This window comes from Paraburkholderia sp. MM5477-R1 (assembly GCF_050436385.1).
In the GTDB taxonomy this organism is placed as follows: Bacteria; Pseudomonadota; Gammaproteobacteria; order Burkholderiales; family Burkholderiaceae; genus Paraburkholderia; species Paraburkholderia tuberum.
This window is the reverse complement of sequence record NZ_JBNDMC010000007.1, coordinates 1,949,750-1,969,246: the sequence shown is the minus strand read 5'-3', so window position 1 is coordinate 1,969,246 and position 19,497 is coordinate 1,949,750. Positions and strand designations below refer to the sequence as shown.

At 65.2% G+C, this 19,497-nt stretch carries 18 protein-coding genes; 8 read left to right on the top strand and 10 right to left on the bottom strand.

Translation table 11 applies throughout. The features are described 5' to 3' along the window. Nucleotides 1-10: 10 nt before the first annotated feature. From OKW35_RS37865 to OKW35_RS37835, 7 genes are all read right to left on the bottom strand, one after another. Nucleotides 11-1,057, bottom strand: a complete 1,047-nt coding sequence (locus OKW35_RS37865; RefSeq protein WP_090804581.1) for a bifunctional UDP-4-keto-pentose/UDP-xylose synthase — start codon at nucleotides 1,055-1,057, stop codon at nucleotides 11-13. Beyond that, the gene (locus tag OKW35_RS37860; RefSeq protein ID WP_187618797.1) at nucleotides 1,054-1,983 is read right to left on the bottom strand and encodes a formyltransferase; all 930 of its coding nucleotides are present in this window, start codon (nucleotides 1,981-1,983) and stop codon (nucleotides 1,054-1,056) included. The genes OKW35_RS37865 and OKW35_RS37860 overlap by 4 nt, the downstream gene beginning before the upstream one ends. Continuing rightward, nucleotides 1,980-3,023 (bottom strand): glycosyltransferase, encoded by a 1,044-nt coding sequence (locus OKW35_RS37855; protein ID WP_184029067.1) that lies wholly within the window; start codon nucleotides 3,021-3,023, stop codon nucleotides 1,980-1,982. The genes OKW35_RS37860 and OKW35_RS37855 overlap by 4 nt, the downstream gene beginning before the upstream one ends. Before the next feature lie 6 nt (nucleotides 3,024-3,029). Beyond that, complete coding sequence (locus OKW35_RS37850; RefSeq protein WP_429406183.1) at nucleotides 3,030-4,181, bottom strand: DegT/DnrJ/EryC1/StrS family aminotransferase; 1,152 nt, start codon at nucleotides 4,179-4,181, stop codon at nucleotides 3,030-3,032. 176 nt (nucleotides 4,182-4,357) lie between these two features. Beyond that, nucleotides 4,358-4,729: an SMR family transporter gene (locus tag OKW35_RS37845; RefSeq protein ID WP_013089326.1), complete on the bottom strand. Its 372-nt coding sequence runs from the start codon at nucleotides 4,727-4,729 to the stop codon at nucleotides 4,358-4,360. Between the two features lie 24 nt (nucleotides 4,730-4,753). After that, nucleotides 4,754-6,595, bottom strand: a complete 1,842-nt coding sequence (locus OKW35_RS37840) for a glycosyltransferase family 39 protein (protein WP_429554722.1) — start codon at nucleotides 6,593-6,595, stop codon at nucleotides 4,754-4,756. A 95-nt stretch (nucleotides 6,596-6,690) separates the two neighbouring features. Further along, nucleotides 6,691-7,065, bottom strand: a complete 375-nt coding sequence (locus OKW35_RS37835; RefSeq protein WP_429554721.1) for an Mth938-like domain-containing protein — start codon at nucleotides 7,063-7,065, stop codon at nucleotides 6,691-6,693. A 450-nt stretch (nucleotides 7,066-7,515) separates the two neighbouring features. On the opposite strand from OKW35_RS37835, the gene OKW35_RS37830 reads away from it, so the two are divergent. The 6 genes from OKW35_RS37830 (at nucleotide 7,516) to OKW35_RS37805 (ending at nucleotide 13,939) form a co-directional block, all read left to right on the top strand. Next, nucleotides 7,516-8,763: a pyridoxal phosphate-dependent aminotransferase gene (locus OKW35_RS37830; RefSeq protein ID WP_429554720.1), complete on the top strand. Its 1,248-nt coding sequence runs from the start codon at nucleotides 7,516-7,518 to the stop codon at nucleotides 8,761-8,763. A 102-nt stretch (nucleotides 8,764-8,865) separates the two neighbouring features. Then, nucleotides 8,866-10,197 (top strand): homoserine dehydrogenase, encoded by a 1,332-nt coding sequence (locus tag OKW35_RS37825; RefSeq protein WP_184064867.1) that lies wholly within the window; start codon nucleotides 8,866-8,868, stop codon nucleotides 10,195-10,197. An 8-nt stretch (nucleotides 10,198-10,205) separates the two neighbouring features. Beyond that, nucleotides 10,206-11,657, top strand: coding sequence for a threonine synthase (gene thrC, locus OKW35_RS37820; RefSeq protein ID WP_429406177.1), 1,452 nt, complete (start codon nucleotides 10,206-10,208; stop codon nucleotides 11,655-11,657). A gap of 210 nt (nucleotides 11,658-11,867) precedes the next feature. Then, complete coding sequence (locus OKW35_RS37815; RefSeq protein ID WP_429406175.1) at nucleotides 11,868-13,103, top strand: molybdopterin molybdotransferase MoeA; 1,236 nt, start codon at nucleotides 11,868-11,870, stop codon at nucleotides 13,101-13,103. A 45-nt stretch (nucleotides 13,104-13,148) separates the two neighbouring features. Beyond that, nucleotides 13,149-13,406: a molybdopterin converting factor subunit 1 gene (gene moaD, locus OKW35_RS37810; protein ID WP_090804599.1), complete on the top strand. Its 258-nt coding sequence runs from the start codon at nucleotides 13,149-13,151 to the stop codon at nucleotides 13,404-13,406. Between the two features lie 56 nt (nucleotides 13,407-13,462). Next, on the top strand, nucleotides 13,463-13,939 hold the full coding sequence (locus OKW35_RS37805; protein WP_429554719.1) for a molybdenum cofactor biosynthesis protein MoaE: 477 nt from the start codon (nucleotides 13,463-13,465) through the stop codon (nucleotides 13,937-13,939). 74 nt (nucleotides 13,940-14,013) lie between these two features. Here the strand turns inward: OKW35_RS37805 and OKW35_RS37800 are convergent, their stop codons facing one another. Then, entirely contained in the window at nucleotides 14,014-14,568 is a 555-nt protein-coding gene (locus tag OKW35_RS37800) for a group III truncated hemoglobin (protein WP_184064877.1), read from the bottom strand. 266 nt (nucleotides 14,569-14,834) lie between these two features. Here OKW35_RS37800 and OKW35_RS37795 point away from each other — a divergent pair, with 266 nt between their 5' ends. Both OKW35_RS37795 and clpB read left to right on the top strand, forming a co-directional pair. Next, nucleotides 14,835-15,365, top strand: a complete 531-nt coding sequence (locus tag OKW35_RS37795; protein ID WP_429406169.1) for an Rrf2 family transcriptional regulator — start codon at nucleotides 14,835-14,837, stop codon at nucleotides 15,363-15,365. Nucleotides 15,366-15,535: 170 nt separating this feature from the next. Continuing rightward, entirely contained in the window at nucleotides 15,536-18,133 is a 2,598-nt protein-coding gene (gene clpB, locus OKW35_RS37790; RefSeq protein ID WP_090804607.1) for an ATP-dependent chaperone ClpB, read from the top strand. Between the two features lie 179 nt (nucleotides 18,134-18,312). Here the strand turns inward: clpB and OKW35_RS37785 are convergent, their stop codons facing one another. Together OKW35_RS37785 and OKW35_RS37780 are read right to left on the bottom strand one after the other, a co-directional pair. After that, nucleotides 18,313-18,744 carry a YidB family protein gene (locus OKW35_RS37785; RefSeq protein WP_018418148.1) on the bottom strand — a complete coding sequence of 144 codons (432 nt, stop codon included), beginning with the start codon at nucleotides 18,742-18,744 and terminating at the stop codon, nucleotides 18,313-18,315. A gap of 102 nt (nucleotides 18,745-18,846) precedes the next feature. Continuing rightward, nucleotides 18,847-19,422: a ComEA family DNA-binding protein gene (locus OKW35_RS37780; protein ID WP_184064883.1), complete on the bottom strand. Its 576-nt coding sequence runs from the start codon at nucleotides 19,420-19,422 to the stop codon at nucleotides 18,847-18,849. Between the last annotated feature and the right edge of the window lie 75 nt (nucleotides 19,423-19,497).

The following is a 19,497-nucleotide window of genomic DNA, read 5'->3' as shown; positions in this document are numbered from 1 at the left end:
GGACGCGCCCTTATTGCTGTTCGACGAGTGCGCGGGCTTCCGCGACGTGGCCGCGATACGCTTCGAAAATCTTGCGCAGCGCTTCGTCGAAAGTCGACGTGGGTGCCCAGCTGAGTTCCTGCTTCGTGTTGTCGATCTTCGGCACGCGGTTCTGCACGTCCTGATAGCCGTTGCCGTAGTACGCGCCCGACGACGTTTCGACCAGTTGCACCTTCCTGGCCAAGTCCGCGTATTCGGGGAATTCGGCCGCGAGTGCCAGCATCTTGTGCGCGAGCTCACGCACCGAGAAGTTGTTGATCGGGTTGCCGATGTTGTAGATCTTGCCGGTGGCGACGCCGTTCTTGTTCTCGATGATCTTCATGAGCGCGCTGATGCCGTCGTCGATGTCCGTGAACGCGCGTTTCTGCGCGCCGCCATCGACGAGGCTGATGTTCTCGCCGCGCACGATGTGGCCGAGGAACTGCGTGACCACGCGCGAGCTACCTTCCTTCGGCGTGTAGATCGAGTCGAGGCCCGGGCCGATCCAGTTGAACGGACGAAACAGCGTGAAGTTCAGGCCTTCCATGCCGTAGCCCCAGATCACGCGGTCCATCAGCTGCTTCGAGCACGCGTAGATCCAGCGCGGCTTGTTGATCGGGCCGTACGACAGCTGCGATTCTTCCGGATCGAACTGCTCGTCCGTGCACATGCCGTAGACCTCGGAGGTCGACGGAAACACCAGATGCTTGCCGTACTTGACGGCTGAACGCACGATCGGCAGGTTCGCCTCGAAGTCGAGTTCGAACACGCGCAGCGGCTGCTTCACATACGTTGCGGGCGTGGCGATCGCGACAAGCGGCAGAATCACATCGCACTTCTTGACGTGATATTCGACCCATTCCTTGTTGATCGTGATGTCGCCTTCGAAGAAGTGCATCCGCTCATGATTGACGAGGTCGCCGAGACGTTCGGTCTGCATGTCCATCCCGAACACTTCCCAGTCGGTGGTTTCGAGAATGCGTTTGGACAGGTGATGGCCGATGAAGCCATTCACACCCAGAATCAGGACTTTTTTCATGAATGAGATTGGATGAGCTGGGCGAATTCCGCCGGACTGACGGCAGACTCGCCGCCGTCGTGCTGGTGCCGCAATTCGTGGATGTTGATCGCGCGGCCGTCGCCGCAGATCGCGAAAACGGCATTATCGCTTACGTGCAGGCCCGGGGGCAAATCCGAGCGGAGCGCGCCGGGCGCGGCCAGACGCGCGCGCGCGACGATGAAACGGCGCCCGTTCAGCTCGGTGAAAGCGCCCGGATACGGCGGCGCGACCGCGCGGATCAGGTTGTAGACCTGTTGCGCGGACTGATTCCAGTCGATGCGGCCGTCTTCCGGTTTGCGCCCGCCGTAGTAGCTGCCATGCGCGAGATCGTTCGGCAGATGCGGCGCCTCGCCCGCGAGCAGCGCCGGCAGCACGCGCCACAGCGTTTGCTCGGCGGCGACCGTGACCTTGTCGAAGACCTGCGCGGCGGTGTCGTCGGGCAGGATCGGCACCGGTGTTTGCGCAATGATCGCGCCGGCGTCGGGCTTCGCGGCCATTTCGTGCAGCGTTGCGCCGGTTTCGCTTTCGCCGTTGAGCACCGCCCAGTTGGTCGGCACGCGGCCGCGATACTTCGGCAACAGCGAGCCGTGCATGTTGTAAGCGCCCCGTGCGGCGATCGCGAGCAGGTCGAGCGGCAACATGTGGCGGTAGTAGAACGAGAAGATGAAGTCCGGCCGCGCGGCGCTCACCGCGGCGCGCAGTTCGGGGCTCTTCGGATCGGCCGGCGTGACGACGGCAATGCCGTGCCCGGCTGCCACCGATGCGACGCTGCCGAACCAGATGTTCTCGCTCGGGTTGTCTTCGTGGGTCACGACGAGTGCGACCTCGACGCCGCGCGCGAGCAGCACCTGCAGGCAGCGCACGCCGACGTTGTGATACGCGAATACGACGGCGCGCGGCTTCATGGATGGTGTCCCTGGTCGGCGACCGGCACCGGCTGCACGCCTTGCACGACGGTCTGACGCGGCGCTTCGGCGACGGCCCCGCCGTCGCGTTGCTCGAGAATGGTCTGCACCAGATAACGCGGCCGCGCACGCACCTGCTGATAGATCCGGCCGATGTATTCACCGAGCAGGCCGAGCGCGAAGATGATCACGCCGAGCAGGAAGAACGTGATGGCGAACAGCGTGAACACACCTTGCACTTCCGCGCCGATGATGAAACGGCGAATCAGCAGCAGGACGAACAGCGCCGCGGACCCTAGCGACAGGATCACGCCGATGAACGACAGCCATTGCAGCGGCACCACCGAGAAGCCGGTGACGAGGTCGAAATTCAGACGGATCAGCGAGTACAGCGAGTACTTCGACTCACCGGCGAAGCGTTCCTCGTGCGCGACCTCGATTTCCACCGGATTTTGCGCGAACGTGTACGCGAGCGCCGGGATGAACGTGTTGATTTCGCCGCAGCGGTTGATCGTATCGACGATATGGCGGCTGTAGGCGCGCAGCATGCAGCCCTGGTCGGTCATCTTGATGCGCGTGATGCGCTCGCGCAGATGATTCATCGCGCGCGACGCCTTGCGGCGCCACAGGCTGTCCTGGCGCTGCCGACGGATCGTGCCGACGTAGTCGAAACCTTCGCGCATCTTCGCGACGAGCTTGCCGATTTCCTCGGGCGGATTCTGCAGGTCGGCGTCGAGCGTGATCACGATGTCGCCGCGCGACTGCTCGAAGCCCGCGAGAATCGCCATGTGCTGGCCGTAGTTACCGTTCAGCAGGATCACGCGCGTGGTGTCGGGGCGCGCGCGGAACTGCCCGGCGAGCAGCGCCGCGGATTTGTCGCGGCTGCCGTCGTTGATGAAGATCACTTCATAACCGGTGCCGAGCGCGTCGAGCGCCGGATAGAGGCGCGCGAACAGCGCGGCCAGTCCGGCTTCCTCGTTGTACACCGGAATGATGATCGACACTTCCGGTGCGACGGCGCGATGTTCCGAATAAGTCATGTCCGCTTATTTTCCGTAGTGTTCGCAAATTTCGTTGACCGCGCGGCACACGCGCTCGACGTCGCCTTCGTTCATCAGGGTGAAGAGTGGCAGCGTGACGGTGGTGGCGCCGAAGCGCTCCGCGTGCGGGAACATGCCTTCCTTGAAGCCGCGCGCGCGGTACAGGGAAAACAGGTGCAGCGCCGGGTAGTGCACGCCCGAGCCGATGCCGCGCTCCTTCAGCTCGCCCATGAAGCCGGCGCGGTCGATCGACAGTTTTTCGAGCGGCAGCGTGATCTGGAACATGTGCCAGTTGCTGTTTTCGAAGTCCGCGGGCGGCAGGCCGACGCCGAGCTGAACGGCCGCGCCGCCTTCGAGTTGCGCGAAGTACGCGCGCACGAGCTTCTTGCGCTGCGCGATGAAGCGCTCGAGATGCGGCAGCTGGCCGAGGCCGACACGCGCGGCGACGTCGGTCAGGTTGTACTTGCCGCCGAGCACGTCGCAGTCCATGCCGTCGAAGCCGGTGCGCGTGATGCCCTGCAGCCGGTACTTCTGCGCGAGCACCGCTTCTTCCTCGTTGTTCAGCACCAGCGCGCCGCCTTCGACCGAGGTCAGGTTCTTGTTCGCGTGGAAGCTGAACGACACGATGTCGCCGAGCTTGCCGATGCGCTCGCCGTTCCAGGTGGAGCCGAATGCCTGCGCGGCGTCTTCGATCACGCGCAGCTCGTGCGCGCGGGCGATCCCGTACAGACGGTCCATGTCGACCGGCAGGCCCGACAGGAACACCGGCAGCAACGCCTTGGTGCGCGGCGTGATCGCTTTTTCGAGCAGGTCGAGATCGATGTTGCGCGTGATCGGGTCGATGTCGGCGAACACTGGCGTCGCGCCGGTTTCGAGGATCACGTTGCAGGTCGACACCCAGGTGGCCGGCGTCGTGACCACTTCATCGCCGGGACCGACGCCGGCGATGCGCAGGCCGATTTCGAGCGTCGCGGTACCGGAATTGAAGGTGCGCACCGGGCGGCCGCCGCAGAACTCGGACAGCGCGGCCTCGAACTTCTGGTTCTGCGGGCCGGTGGTGATCCAGCCGGAACGCAGCACGTCGGCGACGCCCTGGATCGTTTCCTCGTCGATCTCGGGTTTGACAAACGGCAAAAACGGGACTTGTGACTGGCTCATGAATGCATCGCTCGATTGAAAGGGGCGCGGCCCGACGGGCGCGAAGTAAACCACAAACTACCCGCAAACCCAAGGCCGCGGCTTAAAAAACGCAACCGCTCAGCTTACCGCGGCCTACCTTACGTCACGCTTAGGCGGCGCGTGTGCCGCGCCGGTTCCTACGCGGGGCGCCGCGCCTAGCTGCGCGCGAGCACGACCACGCCGACGAGAATGATGCCGATGCCGACCAGCTTCTGCACCGACATCACTTCGCCGAACAGGTACCACGCGGCGATCGCGTTGACGACGTAGCCCAGTGACAGCATCGGATAGGCGATCGACACGTCCACGCGCGAGAGCCCGATGATCCACACCGCCACGCTGATCACGTAGCAGGCGAGTCCGCCGATGATCGGCGGCTGGGTTGCCAGCTTGAAGCCGATGGGCAGGATGTTCGCACGGGTGAATTCGAAGTGTCCAACGGCATTCGTGCCGGCCTTGAGCAGCAGCTGCGCGCCGGCATTCAGCGTGACGCCGGCCAGGATGCAGAACAGGGAAATCGGGTTCATCGAACGGTCTGGTTCTCGAAAGGGTTAGGGCTTTGCCGCGGGCGTGGAGACGGGGGCCGGCGTGGCCGATGCCGCGGGCCTCACTTCCACGACTGCCGAGGCGGCGTTAGCGGGGGTAGCGGGCGCTGCCGCCGCCGTTGCGGCCGGGGCGGCGGCAGCCGCGTCGGCGAGCGGCTTCATCACCACCACGCGGCGCGGATCGCGCGCGATCACCTGCATCGGCACGCCTTGCTTGACGAGGCGGTCGTAGGTCGGCGGCGGGATCAGCGCGAGCGCGTAGCGATCGGCCTTCCAGCGCTCGATCCACGCGTCGACCGTCGGCACCCATTTTTGCGGCTCGACGGACACGCCGAATGCGAGCTCGTCCGGGTGCGCGACCATGATCATCGTGTGGCCGATGTAGAACGGCAGCGTGTGGTCGAGCACGCCGACCGAGTAGAACGGCGTGTCGGGCGGCAGCTTCGCGAGCTCGGCCTTGATCGCGGGCGCGAGCGGCGCGCCGGAGCTCAGGCGCCCGAACACGTCGTGGCCGGTGCCCGCGATGGTGCCGAGCAGCAGCCAGCCCGCGCCGAACGCGGCGAGGCTGCCGAGACCGACTCGCGCGTTGGCGCCCGCGCCGCCCTGGCCGCGGCGGTTCAGCCACAGCGCGAACAGCGTGAGCACGAACGCGACGGCTAGTGCGGCGAGCACCCACACGCGGTATTCGGCATACAGCTCGGCCGGATTGCGCGCAGTGCCGAAGCGCGGCAGGAACAGCGCCGCGAACGCGGCGACCACGAAAAACAGCGCGTAGCCCGCCAGATGCCGGCGCAGCTGCTCGCGCGTGACGAGCGGCAGATACATGCCGATCAGCATCGCGATCGGCGGCGCGATCGGCAGCGTGTAGGACAGCAGCTTCGAGTGCGACGCGCTGAAGAACAGGAACATGAAGACGATCCACGTGAGCATCAGCGTGACCGGCGCGAAGCCGTTCGGCTGACGCGGCTGGCGCCACGCGTGGCGCACGCTTTGCACGGTTACCGACAGCCACGGCAGGAAGCCCACCAGCAGTACTGGCACGAAGTAGTAGAACGCGCCGGGGCGATTCTGCTCGGGCGTCAGATAGCGCTTGAACTGCTGAACGACGAAGAAGAAGTTCAGGAATTCCGGATTGCGCTGCTGCACGAGGACGAACCACGGCGTCACGATCGCGAGAAAAACGATCAGCCCGCTCACCAGATGCAGACGCTTCCACAGCGCCCAGTCGCGCGCGATCAGCGTATAGAGCACCAGCACCGCGCCCGGCAGGATCAGCCCGACCAGGCCCTTGGAGAGCACCGCCAGCGCCATCGACGCCCAGCACACCCACATCCAGCCGCGCACGCATGGGGGCCGCAGGTTCGGGCGCTGGGCGAGCAGCAGCGCGCACAGCGTGAGCGCCATCCAGAGCGACAGGCCCATGTCGAGCGTATTGAAGTGGCCCATCAGGTTCCAGTACGGCGAACAGGCGAGCACGAGTGCCGCGAACACGCCGGTCGCCGCGTTGAACACGCGGGCGCCGGTAAAGCCGATCAGCAGCACGCCGGCGAAGCCCGTCAGCGCGGTGTAGAGACGCGCCTGCCATTCGCCGATGCCGAACCACGCGAACGTCAGCGCGTTCGCCCAGGTTTGCAGCGGCGGCTTCTCGAAGTACTTGTAGCCGTTGTAGCGCGGCGTGATCCAGTCGCCGGTCAGGAACATTTCGCGCGCCATTTCGGCGTAGCGGCCTTCGTCGCTCGGCAGCAGATGGCGCCAGCCGAGCGGCACGAACCAGATCACGGCGAGAACCAGCACCAGCAACAGGATCGCGGTGCGATTGAGCGGTAGCCTCGACGGCGTATCGTTCATGAAATATCAACCCTTCTTGTTATCGACGGCGCGCGCACGGGCGCGCCGCGGGGGGCCCGAACCGGGCCGGCCGGGCGCGCCGGCGCCAGGCACGCTCAGGCCTCGATCAGCAACGCGGCCGCGACCTTGCGGCCCTCGGCCATCAGAATGTTGTAGGTGCGGCAGGCGGCCTTGAAGTCCATCGTTTCTACGCCGATGCGTTTCGCGGTCAGCGCGGCGGTCAGGCGCGGGTGCGGAAAACGCAGCCGCTCGCCGCTGCCGAACACGACCACTTCGGGCGCGGCGTCGACCAGCATCGCGAAATGCTCGGCGCTCAACTGCTCGAACGACGAGACGGGCCAGGGAATGACCGGCGCGTCCGGCAGCACGAGAATACTGCCCGCGTGACGCACCAGATTGATTTCGACGTAGTCGGCGCCATAGCCGGTAACGGTATTGAGCGCGCTGCTGGAATCCTGATGTAATTTCAAATTGGTTTTCCGAAGTCGTCGTGAGACGTCATGCGTGTTGCCGGCCTGGCTGCACGTCGCACAGGCCGCGCGGTTCGACGCGTGTGGCACACGAGAAGGCCGAAAAGGCTTGCCGATGCGGGTGGTGCATTGCGGAAGTCGGCCAAAATCCGCTAAATTATAACTTTTTAGCCGCCTTGCGGCGCCCCTCGCTCAAGTGCCGCCACAAGCCGCGCTGGGCGCATCGGCGTGGCCCACCGGCCACCTGGGTTGGCATCGCCCGCTTTCGCTGCGTTTTTTTCCACGCCGGAACCCGGAAAGCCGCGGCCGCTCGACAGTTCGACCCCATTTCGCGACTGGCCGCCGGCGCCGCCGCGTCCGAATTCCCCGTAGCGGTGAATCCGAGCGGCCCGGCGTCGTCAGCCAGGCCCCGTTTGCCCAAGGTTTGCCCCAGCCATCAACCAGGATGAAGTGCCCGCCGTGAAACCAATTCTCAAATCCAACAAGTTGCTGAATGTCTGCTACGACATTCGCGGGCCCGTCCTCGAACATGCGAAGCGGCTCGAAGAAGAGGGTCACCGCATCATCAAGCTGAACATCGGCAATCTGGCACCGTTCGGCTTCGAGGCGCCGGACGAGATCATCCAGGACATGATCCTGAACCTGCCCAGCTCGTCGGGCTACTCCGACTCGAAGGGCGTGTTCGCCGCGCGCAAGGCGATCATGCACTACACGCAGAAAAAGGGCGTGCACGGCGTCGAACTGGACGACGTCTACATCGGCAACGGCGCGTCCGAGCTGATCGTGATGGCGCTCCAGGGCCTCATCAACGACGGCGACGAAGTGCTGCTGCCCGCGCCCGATTACCCGCTGTGGACCGCCGGCGTGAGCCTCGCGGGCGGCACGCCGGTGCACTACATCTGCGACGAGTCGAATAGCTGGATGCCCGACCTCGATGACATCCGCGCGAAAATCACGCCGAACACGCGCGCGCTGGTCGTGATCAACCCGAACAACCCGACCGGCGCGCTGTACTCGGAAGAACTGCTGCTCGGCCTGATCGAGATCGCGCGCCAGCACGGCCTCGTGATCTTCGCCGACGAGGTGTACGACAAGATCGTCTACGACGGCAAGACGCACACGTCGCTGGCGTCGCTGTCCGAAGACGTGCTGACCGTCACGTTCAACAGCCTGTCGAAGAGCTACCGCTCGTGCGGCTATCGCGCCGGCTGGATGGCCATTTCGGGCCTGACCGGCGAGAACCGCCGGCTCGCGAAAGACTATCTGGAGGGGCTCGGCATCCTCGCGTCGATGCGGCTGTGTCCGAACGTGCCCGGCCAGTACGCGATCCAGACCGCGCTCGGCGGCTATCAGAGCATCAACGACCTGATCGCGCCGGGCGGGCGCCTGTACAAGCAGCGCGAGCTCGCCTACGACATGCTGACGGCGATCCCCGGCGTGAGCTGCGTGAAGCCCGAGGCGGCGCTGTACATGTTCCCGCGCCTCGACCCGAAGGTGTATCCGATCCAGAACGACCAGCAGTTCATCCTCGACCTGCTGCTCGAAGAGCGCGTGCTGCTCGTGCAGGGCACTGGCTTCAACTGGAAGACGCCGGATCACTTCCGTGTCGTGTTCCTGCCGAACGTCGACGACCTCGCGGATTCGATCAACCGGATCGCGCGCTTCCTCGACGGCTACCGCAAACGTCACACGGCCTGAGCCGGCCTCGCGTACGATGTGGCGCCTGATGTGTCAAATGAGGCGCGCCGCTCGTGCCACCCCCGACACCCTTTTCAAACCTCTACTAGAAACACACGCTGCATGGAACCGATCAAAGTTGGACTGCTGGGCTTCGGCACGGTAGGCAGCGGGACCTTCACGGTACTGCGCCGCAATCAGGAAGAAATCAAACGTCGCGCGGGTCGCGGCATCGAGATTGCGCGCATTGCCGTGCGCAACCCGGCCAAGGCGACCGCGGCGCTCGGCGGCGAAGCCGGCAGCGTGGCGCTGACCGATGACTTCAACGCGGTCGTCGACGATCCTTCGATCGCGATCGTCGCGGAAATGATCGGCGGCACCGGCATCGCGCGCGACCTCGTGCTGCGCGCGATCAACAACGGCAAGCACGTGGTCACCGCCAACAAGGCGCTGCTCGCGGTGCATGGCACGGAGATTTTCGAGGCGGCGCGCGCGAACGGCGTGATGGTCGCGTTCGAGTCGGCGGTGGCGGGTGGCATTCCGATCATCAAGGCACTGCGCGAAGGGCTGACGGCGAACCGCATCCAGTACATCGCGGGCATCATCAACGGCACGACGAACTACATCCTGTCGGAGATGCGTGACCGTGGGCTCGATTTCGCGACCGCGCTGAAGGCCGCGCAGGAGCTCGGCTACGCGGAAGCCGACCCGACCTTCGACATCGAGGGCGTCGACGCGGCGCACAAAGCGACGATCATGAGCGCGATCGCGTTCGGCGTGCCGGTGCAGTTCGACCGCGCGTACGTCGAAGGCATCAGCAAGCTCGCCGCGATCGACATCAAATACGCCGAGGAGCTCGGCTACCGCATCAAGCTGCTCGGCATCACGCGACGCACCGACAAGGGCATCGAGCTGCGCGTGCACCCCACGTTGATTCCGGAAAAGCGCCTGCTCGCGAATGTGGAAGGCGCGATGAACGCGGTCGTCGTGCATGGCGACGCGGTCGGCACGACGCTGTACTACGGCAAGGGCGCGGGCGCCGAGCCGACGGCTTCCGCCGTGGTCGCCGATCTCGTCGACGTGACGCGTCTGCACACGGCCGACCCCGAGCACCGCGTGCCGCATCTGGCATTCCAGCCGGACAGCCTGTCGAACACCCCGATCCTGCCGATCGAAGAAGTCACGTGCGGCTACTACCTGCGCCTGCGCGTCGCCGACGTGACCGGCGTGCTCGCCGACATCACGCGCATTCTGGCGGACACCGGCATTTCGATCGACGCGCTGCTGCAAAAGGAATCGGAGCTCGTCGACGCGAACGGCAAGGGCGAAACCGACATTCTGCTGATCACGCACGAGACGGTCGAAAAGCAGGTCAATGCCGCGATCAGGTCGATCGAGGCGCTCGAGACCGTCGTCTCGCAAGTCACGAAGCTGCGCATGGAAGCGCTGAACTAGGCCGAACTATGAACTACCTCTCCACGCGCGGCGCCGGAGCCGGCGAGCGCCATACCTTCTCCGAGATCCTGCTCGGCGGTCTCGCGAAAGACGGCGGCCTGTATCTGCCGGCCGACTATCCGCGCGTCACCCCGGACGAACTCACGCGCTGGCGCACGCTGCCGTACGCGGATCTCGCCTTCGAGATCCTGTCGAAGTTCTGCGACGACATTCCCGCCGACGACCTGCGCGCACTGACGCGCAAGACCTACACGGCCGCGACCTACTGCAACGTGCGCGACGACGAAAGCGCCGCGCAGATCACGCCGCTGAAGACGCTCGGCGTCGAAGACGGCGCGCCGCTGTCGCTGCTCGAACTGTCGAACGGTCCGACGCTCGCGTTCAAGGACATGGCAATGCAGCTGATCGGCAACCTGTTCGAGTACGCGCTCGCGAAGCATGGCGAAACGCTGAACATTCTCGGCGCGACGTCGGGCGACACCGGCAGCGCCGCTGAATACGCGATGCGCGGCAAGAAGGGCATCCGCGTGTTCATGCTGTCGCCGCACAAAAAGATGAGCGCGTTCCAGACCGCGCAGATGTACAGCCTGCAAGACCCGAACATCTTCAACCTCGCGGTGCAAGGCGTGTTCGACGACGCGCAGGACATCGTGAAGGCGGTGTCGAACGATCACGCGTTCAAGGCGAAGTACAAGATCGGCACGGTCAACTCGATCAACTGGGCGCGTGTCGTCGCGCAGGTCGTCTATTACTTCAAGGGCTACTTTGCCGCGACGAAGTCGAACGCCGAGCGCGTGTCGTTCACGGTGCCGTCGGGCAACTTCGGCAACGTGTGCGCGGGTCATATCGCGCGCATGATGGGTCTGCCGATCGAGAAGCTCGTCGTCGCGACCAACGAGAACGACGTGCTCGACGAGTTCTTCCGCACTGGTATTTACCGCGTACGCAAGGCGGCCGAGACGTATCACACGAGCAGCCCGAGCATGGACATCTCGAAGGCATCGAACTTCGAACGCTTCGTGTACGACCTGCTCGGCCGCGATCCGGCGCGCGTGCTGCAACTGTTCCGCGACGTCGAGGAGAAGGGCGGTTTCGATCTCGCGGCAAGTGGCGACTTCGCGCGCGTAAAGGAGTTCGGTTTCGTGTCGGGCAGCAGCAGCCACGACACCCGCGTCGACACGATCCGCGACGTGTTCCAGCGTTACGACACGATGATCGACACGCACACGGCCGACGGCGTGAAGGTCGCGCGCGAGCATCTGCAGCCCGGCATTCCGATGATCGTGCTCGAGACCGCGCAGCCGATCAAGTTCGGCGAGACGATCCGCGAGGCGCTGCTGCGCGAGCCGCAGCGGCCGGCGGCGTTCTCGGGGCTCGAGTCGCTGCCGCAGCGCTTCGAGGTCGTGCCCGCGGATGCGCAGCGGGTGAAGGACTTCATTGTCGCGAATACCGGCGAATAAGGGCGAGCGGGCCGCGTCGCTTCACGTTGATCGACGCCCACGCCCGCACTACGAGAAAACGCTGGCCGCACTTCCGCGGCCACGCATCGAAAAACACCAAAAGCTCCCCATAACGCCCGGCCGCCCAGGCTAACGGCATCGGCCGCTACAATGTTCTTTTAACCTGCGGCTTCCACCCTCCAGATGTCCACACCCACGCCCCGCGCCCCGATGCTCGCCACTGCCGATGCGCTGGCGATCCTGCTCGACGCCGCGCGCGCGCTCGACGGTATCGAAACGCTGCCGACGCTCGACGCGCTGAATCGCGTGCTCGCCACCGACGTGACGTCGCCGCTCGACGTGCCGCCGATGAACACGAGCGCGATGGACGGCTACGCGGTCCGCATCGCCGATCTCGCGCACGGCAGCCGCCTGCCGGTCTCGCAACGCATTCCGGCCGGCCATGCGCCGACGCCGCTCGCGCCCAACAGCGCGGCACGCATCTTCACCGGCGCGACGGTGCCCGCCGGCGCGGACGCGGTCGTGATGCAGGAGCAGACCGAGGCGGCTGGCGACGAGGTGACGATCGTGCATCGTCCGCAGGCGGGCGAGTGGATCACCGCACAGGGCGCCGATATTCGCGCGGGCTCGGTGATCCTGCCGGCCGGCACGCGGCTCACGCCGCAGGCGTTGGGGCTTGCCGCGTCGGTCGGATGCGCGCGGCTCGAGGTGCGCCGGCGCGTGAAGGTCGCCGTATTCTTCACCGGCGACGAACTGACGATGCCCGGCGAGCCGCTGAAGCCCGGCGCGATCTACAACTCGAATCGCTTCACGCTGCGCGGTCTGCTCGAGAAGCTCGGCTGCGACGTGGCCGACTATGGCATCGTCGCCGATCAACTCGACGCGACCCGCGCGACGCTGCGCGAAGCCGCCGAGGCGCACGATCTGATTCTCACCTGCGGCGGCGTGTCGGTCGGCGAGGAGGATCACGTGAAGCCGGCGGTGGAGGCCGAAGGGCGTCTGTCGATGTGGCAGATCGCCATGAAGCCGGGCAAGCCGCTCGCGTTCGGCGCGGTGCGGCGTGGTGCGGGTGGTGCGGGTGGTGCAAATGGGGGCGAGCCGGCCGAAACGTTTTTCATCGGCCTGCCCGGCAATCCGGTGTCGAGCTTCGTGACGTTCCTGCTGTTCGTGCGTCCGTTCGTACTGCGGCTGGCCGGCGTGCAGGCGGTCGCGCCGCGCGCGCTGTCGCTGCGCGCGGACTTCGCGCAGGGCAAGGCCGATCGCCGCAACGAGTTCCTGCGCGCGCGCGTCAACGTGGCGGGAGGGCTCGATCTGTTTGCCAATCAGAGTTCGGCCGTGTTGACGTCGACCGTGTGGGGCGACGGTCTGATCGACAATCCGCCGAACCACGCGATCAGCGCCGGCGAAACCGTGCGCTTCATTCCGTTTTCCGAACTGTTGAACTGAGGCCGGTCGTGCGCGGCATGCGCGGCGTAGACCGGCGGTATCCCGATGAAGATCGAACTCCGATATTTTGCGAGCGTGCGTGAAGCGCTCAATACGTCCGACGAAAGCGTCGAGGTGCCCGACGGCATCGCGACCGTCGGCGATGTGCGCGCGTGGCTGCGCGTGCGTGGCGGCATCTGGGCCGAGACGCTCGCCGAAGGCCGCGCGCTGCGCATGGCCTGCAACCACGTGATGACCGGCGCGAGCACCCGCATCACCGAGGGCTGCGAGGTCGCGTTCTTTCCGCCCGTCACCGGCGGCTGAACCGCGCTCTCGCACATCACGTTCACGCCCGCGACAAAAGCCCTCAGGAGCCGTCCATGCCCGTTCGCGTCCAGACCGAAGACTTCGACCTCAGCGCCGAGGTGGCCGCGCTGCGCGCGCGCAATCCGAGGATCGGCGCGCTCGCGTGCTTCGTCGGCACCGTGCGCGATCTCAACGAGGGCAGCGCGGTCGAGACGATGGAGCTCGAGCATTATCCGGGCATGACGGAGAAGTCGCTCGAGGCGATCGTCGAGCGTGCGCGCGAACGCTGGCCGGGCATCGAGGTGCTGATCGTGCATCGCGTCGGCAAGCTGTATCCGCTCGATCAGATCGTGCTCGTTGCGACGACGGCCGCGCATCGCGGCGACGCGTTTGCGTCGTGTGAATTCGTAATGGACTATCTGAAGACCGAAGCGCCATTCTGGAAGAAGGAGAAAACCGACGCGGGCGAGCGCTGGGTCGACGCGCGCGTGACCGACGATGCCGCGCTCGCGCGCTGGGGAATCGATTCGGGAAATCGGACTTCGGAGTAAACGAGTCGCGGGCCGCGGAGTTGCGACGGCGCACGCGGCGTCTTTGTGTGAGGGGCGTCGGCGCCGGCCGACGTTCACTCGTCCCGCGAGCGTCCGATGATCGGCACCGGGAACGGCTCCCCAGCCGGTCGCGACGGATGCTCGCCATCGTCGTCAACGTCGCCATCTCGCGGCCGACGCTTCGGCGCCACCCGCTCGAGCAGCGCCTGCTGCTCCGGCGGGATCTTGTAATCCCAGCCGAAACGGCTCAGTTGCAGACTCTGCGCGATCCGCAGCGCCGGCTCCATGAAACGGACCGCCGCGGCCGGCTGATAGCGCGATTCGACCGTATCTAGGAACAGATACAGCCAGCGGCTGAAATGCTGCGGCTCGATGCCTTCGAGCGGCTGATGCGCCTGCTGCACGTTGCCGCGATACTGCTTCGCGCCGAGCACGAGGCTGCTCCAGAATGCGCACATCTTCGGCAGATGGTCGTCCCAGCGGCCCGCGAGCTTCGCGTCGAAGACCGGACCGAGCAGCGGGTCGGCACGCACGCGATCGTAAAAGCCATAGACGAGGTCGCGGATATTGGCGTCGGTGGGTTCGGCCGCGCGTTCGACCGGCGGCGCGGCGGGGAAAGACGGATTCATGCGGATTCCAGAAAATTGCGGTTGCCGATGACGGCTGAACTGAACCTTGACCCCCCCGTTTTTCTAACAAACGGTTGATGCGGAAAAAGCTACTATTGCTATCCGAAACAGTATTGCAGCGCGATTCGGGGAACGACGCCCGCCCGCCAGTCATGCCAGCCAGTCATGCTAGGGCGTAGCGCTCGTTCCCGGCAACCCTTGCCTCGACGCGGTTATCGGGACGTTCAAGGCACTTGCTCGCAGCCTTTCAAGCTATACCGGGACCTATGAGACTTACCGACTATACGGATTACGCGCTGCGCGTGCTGCTGTACCTCGCGGTGCGGGGCGACGGATTATCGACGATTCAGGACATTTCGCAAGCCTACGGCATCTCGAAGAACCATCTGATGAAGGTCGTGCAGCAGCTGGGCGAGCTCGGCTGGGTCGAAACCGTGCGCGGCCGCAACGGCGGCTTGCGGCTCGGCGCGCAATCGCTGTCGCTGACCGTCGGCGACGTGGTGCGGGTCACGGAAAGCGACTTTGCGCTGGTCGGCTGTCTGCCGGACCGGCAGGGCCGACAGCGGCCTTGCGTCATCACGACGCAGTGCCGGCTGCGTGGCGCGTTGCAGGCGGCGAACCTCGCTTTTCTCGCCGAGCTCGATCGTTTTACGATCGGCGAAGTCGCGCAACCGAAAAGTCCGCTCGCGGCGTTGCTCGGGTTAGGCTCCACGATTCAGATGGTGCCGCTGCCGATTACGGTGGTATCGGATAGCACGCGCGGCGGCAGTCCGGCGACGCTGGGCCACAAGAACTAGAACATCCGGCCGGCTCCCGGGTGCGCAAACCCGCCCGGCCGCGCCACTGGGGAAGGATCGCGGCAGTTCTTGCGCTCAAATGTTAAATAGTTGCGACCGAGGCCAAAAAAGCGCTTGAAACGCTAATAAAACGCCTCATTTTGGTGGTAATCGAAATTGGAGGTCTCTTGATGAGAATCGACAAACTCACCACTAAATTCCAGGAAGCGCTCGCGGACGCCCAGAGTCTGGCGGTTGGCCACGACAATCAGTACATCGAACCCGTCCACGTGCTCGCGGCACTCGTCGCGCAGCAGGACGGCTCCGCTCGCTCGCTGCTGTCGCGCGCCGGCGTGCATGTACAACCTCTACAAACCGCACTGAACGACGCGGTCACGCGGCTGCCCCAAGTGCAAGGCACCGATGGCAACGTGCAGATCGGCCGCGAACTGACCGGTCTGTTGAACCAGGCCGACAAGGAAGCGCAGAAGCTCAACGACACGTTCGTCGCGAGCGAAATGTTCCTGCTCGCGGTCGCCGACGACAAAGGCGAGGCCGGCCGTCTCGCGCGCGAGCATGGGTTGTCGCGCAAGGCGCTCGAAACCGCGATCGCCGCGGTGCGCGGCGGCTCGCAGGTGCATAGCCAGGACGCCGAAAGCCAGCGCGAAGCGCTGAAGAAATACACGATCGACCTGACCGAGCGCGCCCGCGCAGGCAAGCTCGACCCCGTGATCGGCCGCGACGACGAAATCCGCCGTTCCATTCAGATCCTGCAGCGCCGCACCAAGAACAACCCGGTGCTGATCGGCGAGCCGGGCGTCGGCAAGACCGCGATCGTCGAGGGGCTCGCGCAGCGCATCGTCAACGGCGAGGTGCCGGAAACGCTGAAGAACAAGCGCGTGCTGTCGCTCGACATGGCCGCGCTGCTCGCGGGCGCCAAGTATCGCGGCGAGTTCGAGGAGCGCCTGAAGGCGGTGCTCAACGACATCGCGAAGGACGAAGGGCAAACCATCGTCTTCATCGACGAGATTCACACGATGGTCGGCGCCGGCAAGGCCGAAGGCGCGATGGACGCGGGCAACATGCTGAAGCCGGCGCTCTCGCGCGGCGAGCTGCATTGCGTCGGCGCGACCACGCTCGACGAATACCGCAAGTACATCGAAAAGGATGCCGCGCTCGAGCGCCGTTTCCAGAAGGTGCTGGTGGACGAGCCGTCGGTCGAGGCGACCATCGCGATCCTGCGCGGTCTGCAGGAGCGCTATGAGCTGCACCACGGCGTCGACATCACCGACCCGGCGATCGTCGCGGCCGCCGAGCTGTCACATCGTTACATCACGGACCGCTTCCTGCCCGACAAGGCGATCGATCTGATCGACGAAGCCGCGTCGAAGATCAAGATGGAAATCGACTCGAAGCCGGAGGAGATGGATCGGCTCGACCGTCGTCTGATACAGTTGAAGATCGAACGCGAAGCAGTGAAGAAGGAGAAGGACGAAGCGTCGCAGAAGCGTCTGCAGCTGATCGAAGAGGAAATCGAGCGGCTCAACCGCGAATATTCGGACCTCGATGAAATCTGGACCGCGGAAAAAGCGGCGGTGCAGGGTAGCGCGCAGCTGAAGGAAGAGATCGAGAAGACGCGTGCGGAAATCGTGCGTCTGCAGCGTGAGGGCAAGCTCGAGAAGGTGGCCGAGTTGCAGTACGGCAAGCTGCCGGGTCTCGAGGCGCAGCTGAAGGAAGTCACGCGCGCCGAGGCCGAGGAGCAGAACAGTCCGAAGCGTCCGCGTCTGTTGCGCACGCAGGTCGGCGCGGAAGAAATCGCCGAGGTCGTGTCGCGGGCCACCGGCATTCCGGTGTCGCGCATGATGCAGGGCGAGCGCGAAAAGCTGCTGCAGATCGAGTCGAAGCTGCATGAGCGCGTGGTCGGACAGGACGAGGCGATCAGCGCGGTCGCCGATGCGATTCGCCGCTCGCGCGCGGGTCTGTCGGACCCGAACCGTCCGTATGGCTCGTTCCTGTTCCTCGGGCCGACCGGCGTCGGCAAGACCGAGCTGTGCAAGGCGTTGGCGTCGTTCCTGTTCGATTCGGAAGAGCATCTCATCCGTATCGACATGAGCGAGTTCATGGAGAAGCACAGCGTCGCGCGTCTGATCGGCGCGCCGCCGGGTTACGTCGGCTACGAGGAGGGCGGTTATCTGACCGAGGCCGTGCGCCGCAAGCCGTATAGCGTGATCCTGCTCGACGAAATCGAGAAGGCGCATCCGGACGTGTTCAACGTGCTGCTGCAGGTGCTCGACGACGGCCGCATGACCGATGGCCAGGGCCGCACCGTCGACTTCAAGAACACGGTGATCGTGATGACCTCGAACCTCGGTTCGCAGGTCATCCAGGCGATGGTCGGCGAGCCGCAGGAAGCCGTGAAGGACGCCGTGTGGGAAGAGGTGAAGCTGCACTTCCGGCCCGAGTTCCTGAACCGGATCGACGACGTCGTCGTGTTCCATGCGCTCGATCGCTCGAACATCCAGTCGATCGCGCGGATCCAGCTGCAGCGTCTGCACGAGCGGCTCGCAAAGCTCGACATGCAGCTGGTGGTATCGGACGCGGCGCTCGAGCACATCGGCAAGGTCGGCTACGACCCGCTGTTCGGTGCGCGGCCGCTGAAGCGCGCGATCCAGCAGGAGATCGAGAACCCGATCGCGAAGCTGATTCTGGCCGGCAAGTTCGGTCCGAAGGATGTAATTCCGGTCGAAGTGGACGACGGCAAGCTGCTGTTCGAGCGCGTCGTGCACTGAAGGCGATGGCTTGATGATGCGAAGGGACGATAGCAGGCGAGTCGTTCCCGCCAACGTTAAGAAACCGGCAACGAAGGTGACTTCGTTGCCGGTTTTCTTTTGCCCGCCGATTTCAAACCGGTGGCATCACCGTGGAGCGAAGGTCTCTGCGAGCCGCCAGCGCATGGCGCACAGCGTGCTTAAGCGTTGCCCTTGTTGCCGAGCAGCGCCGACAGGCCGCCGAGCGCGCCGAGCACCGTGGTCGCGTTCAGCTTGCCATCGGCCGGCACTTCGCCTTCCGGCGTGGCCGCGTTGACGACGTGCGGCAGGATCTGCGACAGCAGACCCGTCACCTGATCCGGCTGGACGCCGGCCTTGGCGGCGAGACCGGTTACGGCTTCCGAGCCCAGCACGTTATGCAGCGCGTCGGGTGCGATCGGCTGGTTTTCGCCATTGCCGACCCACGATGACACGACGTCGCCGAGGCCCTTTTCCTGGAAGCGCTGGATCAGGCCGTTCAGGCCACCAGGCTGGTTGTTGACGAATTCGAGCGCGGCGGCGATCAGCGCTTGCTGGCCGCCGCCTTCTGGCGATTTGCCAAGCAGGGAACCGATGGTGTCGAGTAGGCTCATGACGGTCTCTCTTCAATGCCGGCGCGTATGACGGCCGGGCGGGTGACGTCGACGCGCGGTTGCGCGTCGCGGTGAAACGCAAGGGCGGCAGCCCCGCCGGGCTCAAGCGCCGGACGCAGCCGCGGCGGATGCCGCCTTGCTCTTCTTCGCTTTCTTCTTCGAAGCCTTGGTGCCGGACGCGTCGGCCGGTGCGCTAGCCGCGACGGCCGGAGCCGAAGCGGCTGCCGCTTCGGATGCTGCGGCCTTGTCCTTCTTCTTCGACTTCGACGGCTTCGCGGCCGAGGCGGGGGCAGCCGCGGCCGGCGCTGCCGTCGTGGCAGCGGGCGCGGCGGCGGTGGTTGCCGCGGGAGCCGCCGGTGTGGTCTTCGTGGCCGGCTTGGTGGACGTCTTCGCGCCGGTCGGCGGTGCCGACGAGCCGTTGATCGTCAGTCCGGCCGCTTCGAGGTTCTCGACCGATTTCTGGCCGATGCCCTTCACACGCGCGGCGAGATCGTCGGCGTTCTTGAACGGGCCGTTTTTGGCGCGTTCGTCGACAATCGCTTTCGCATGCACGGGGCCGATGCCCTTGACCGATTCGAGCGCGGCCTGATCGGCGGTATTCACTTCCACGGCCGCGGCAAATCCGGCCGACAGCGACAAAGCCACAGCGACGCAAAGCATGAAAAGCTTCTTCAGCATGGCAAGCACTCCATTGAGGGCAAAAAGTTAGCCGGGAACGGACGACCTATCCTGTCAGCGGGCGCTGCGTTTAAG

What these genes read in the sequence shown, in the direction of transcription:
- OKW35_RS37865 (WP_090804581.1), bottom strand. Translation starts at nt 1,057, where the DNA reads ATGAAAAAAGTCCTGATTCTGGGTGTGAATGGCTTCATCGGCCATCAC.
- OKW35_RS37860 (WP_187618797.1), bottom strand. Translation starts at nt 1,983, where the DNA reads ATGAAGCCGCGCGCCGTCGTATTCGCGTATCACAACGTCGGCGTGCGC.
- OKW35_RS37855 (WP_184029067.1), bottom strand. Translation starts at nt 3,023, where the DNA reads ATGACTTATTCGGAACATCGCGCCGTCGCACCGGAAGTGTCGATCATC.
- OKW35_RS37850 (WP_429406183.1), bottom strand. Translation starts at nt 4,181, where the DNA reads ATGAGCCAGTCACAAGTCCCGTTTTTGCCGTTTGTCAAACCCGAGATC.
- OKW35_RS37845 (WP_013089326.1), bottom strand. Translation starts at nt 4,729, where the DNA reads ATGAACCCGATTTCCCTGTTCTGCATCCTGGCCGGCGTCACGCTGAAT.
- OKW35_RS37840 (WP_429554722.1), bottom strand. Translation starts at nt 6,595, where the DNA reads ATGAACGATACGCCGTCGAGGCTACCGCTCAATCGCACCGCGATCCTG.
- OKW35_RS37825 (WP_184064867.1), top strand. Translation starts at nt 8,866, where the DNA reads ATGGAACCGATCAAAGTTGGACTGCTGGGCTTCGGCACGGTAGGCAGC.
- thrC (WP_429406177.1), top strand. Translation starts at nt 10,206, where the DNA reads ATGAACTACCTCTCCACGCGCGGCGCCGGAGCCGGCGAGCGCCATACC.
- OKW35_RS37815 (WP_429406175.1), top strand. Translation starts at nt 11,868, where the DNA reads ATGCTCGCCACTGCCGATGCGCTGGCGATCCTGCTCGACGCCGCGCGC.
- moaD (WP_090804599.1), top strand. Translation starts at nt 13,149, where the DNA reads ATGAAGATCGAACTCCGATATTTTGCGAGCGTGCGTGAAGCGCTCAAT.
- OKW35_RS37805 (WP_429554719.1), top strand. Translation starts at nt 13,463, where the DNA reads ATGCCCGTTCGCGTCCAGACCGAAGACTTCGACCTCAGCGCCGAGGTG.
- OKW35_RS37800 (WP_184064877.1), bottom strand. Translation starts at nt 14,568, where the DNA reads ATGAATCCGTCTTTCCCCGCCGCGCCGCCGGTCGAACGCGCGGCCGAA.
- OKW35_RS37795 (WP_429406169.1), top strand. Translation starts at nt 14,835, where the DNA reads ATGAGACTTACCGACTATACGGATTACGCGCTGCGCGTGCTGCTGTAC.
- clpB (WP_090804607.1), top strand. Translation starts at nt 15,536, where the DNA reads ATGAGAATCGACAAACTCACCACTAAATTCCAGGAAGCGCTCGCGGAC.
- OKW35_RS37785 (WP_018418148.1), bottom strand. Translation starts at nt 18,744, where the DNA reads ATGAGCCTACTCGACACCATCGGTTCCCTGCTTGGCAAATCGCCAGAA.
- OKW35_RS37780 (WP_184064883.1), bottom strand. Translation starts at nt 19,422, where the DNA reads ATGCTGAAGAAGCTTTTCATGCTTTGCGTCGCTGTGGCTTTGTCGCTG.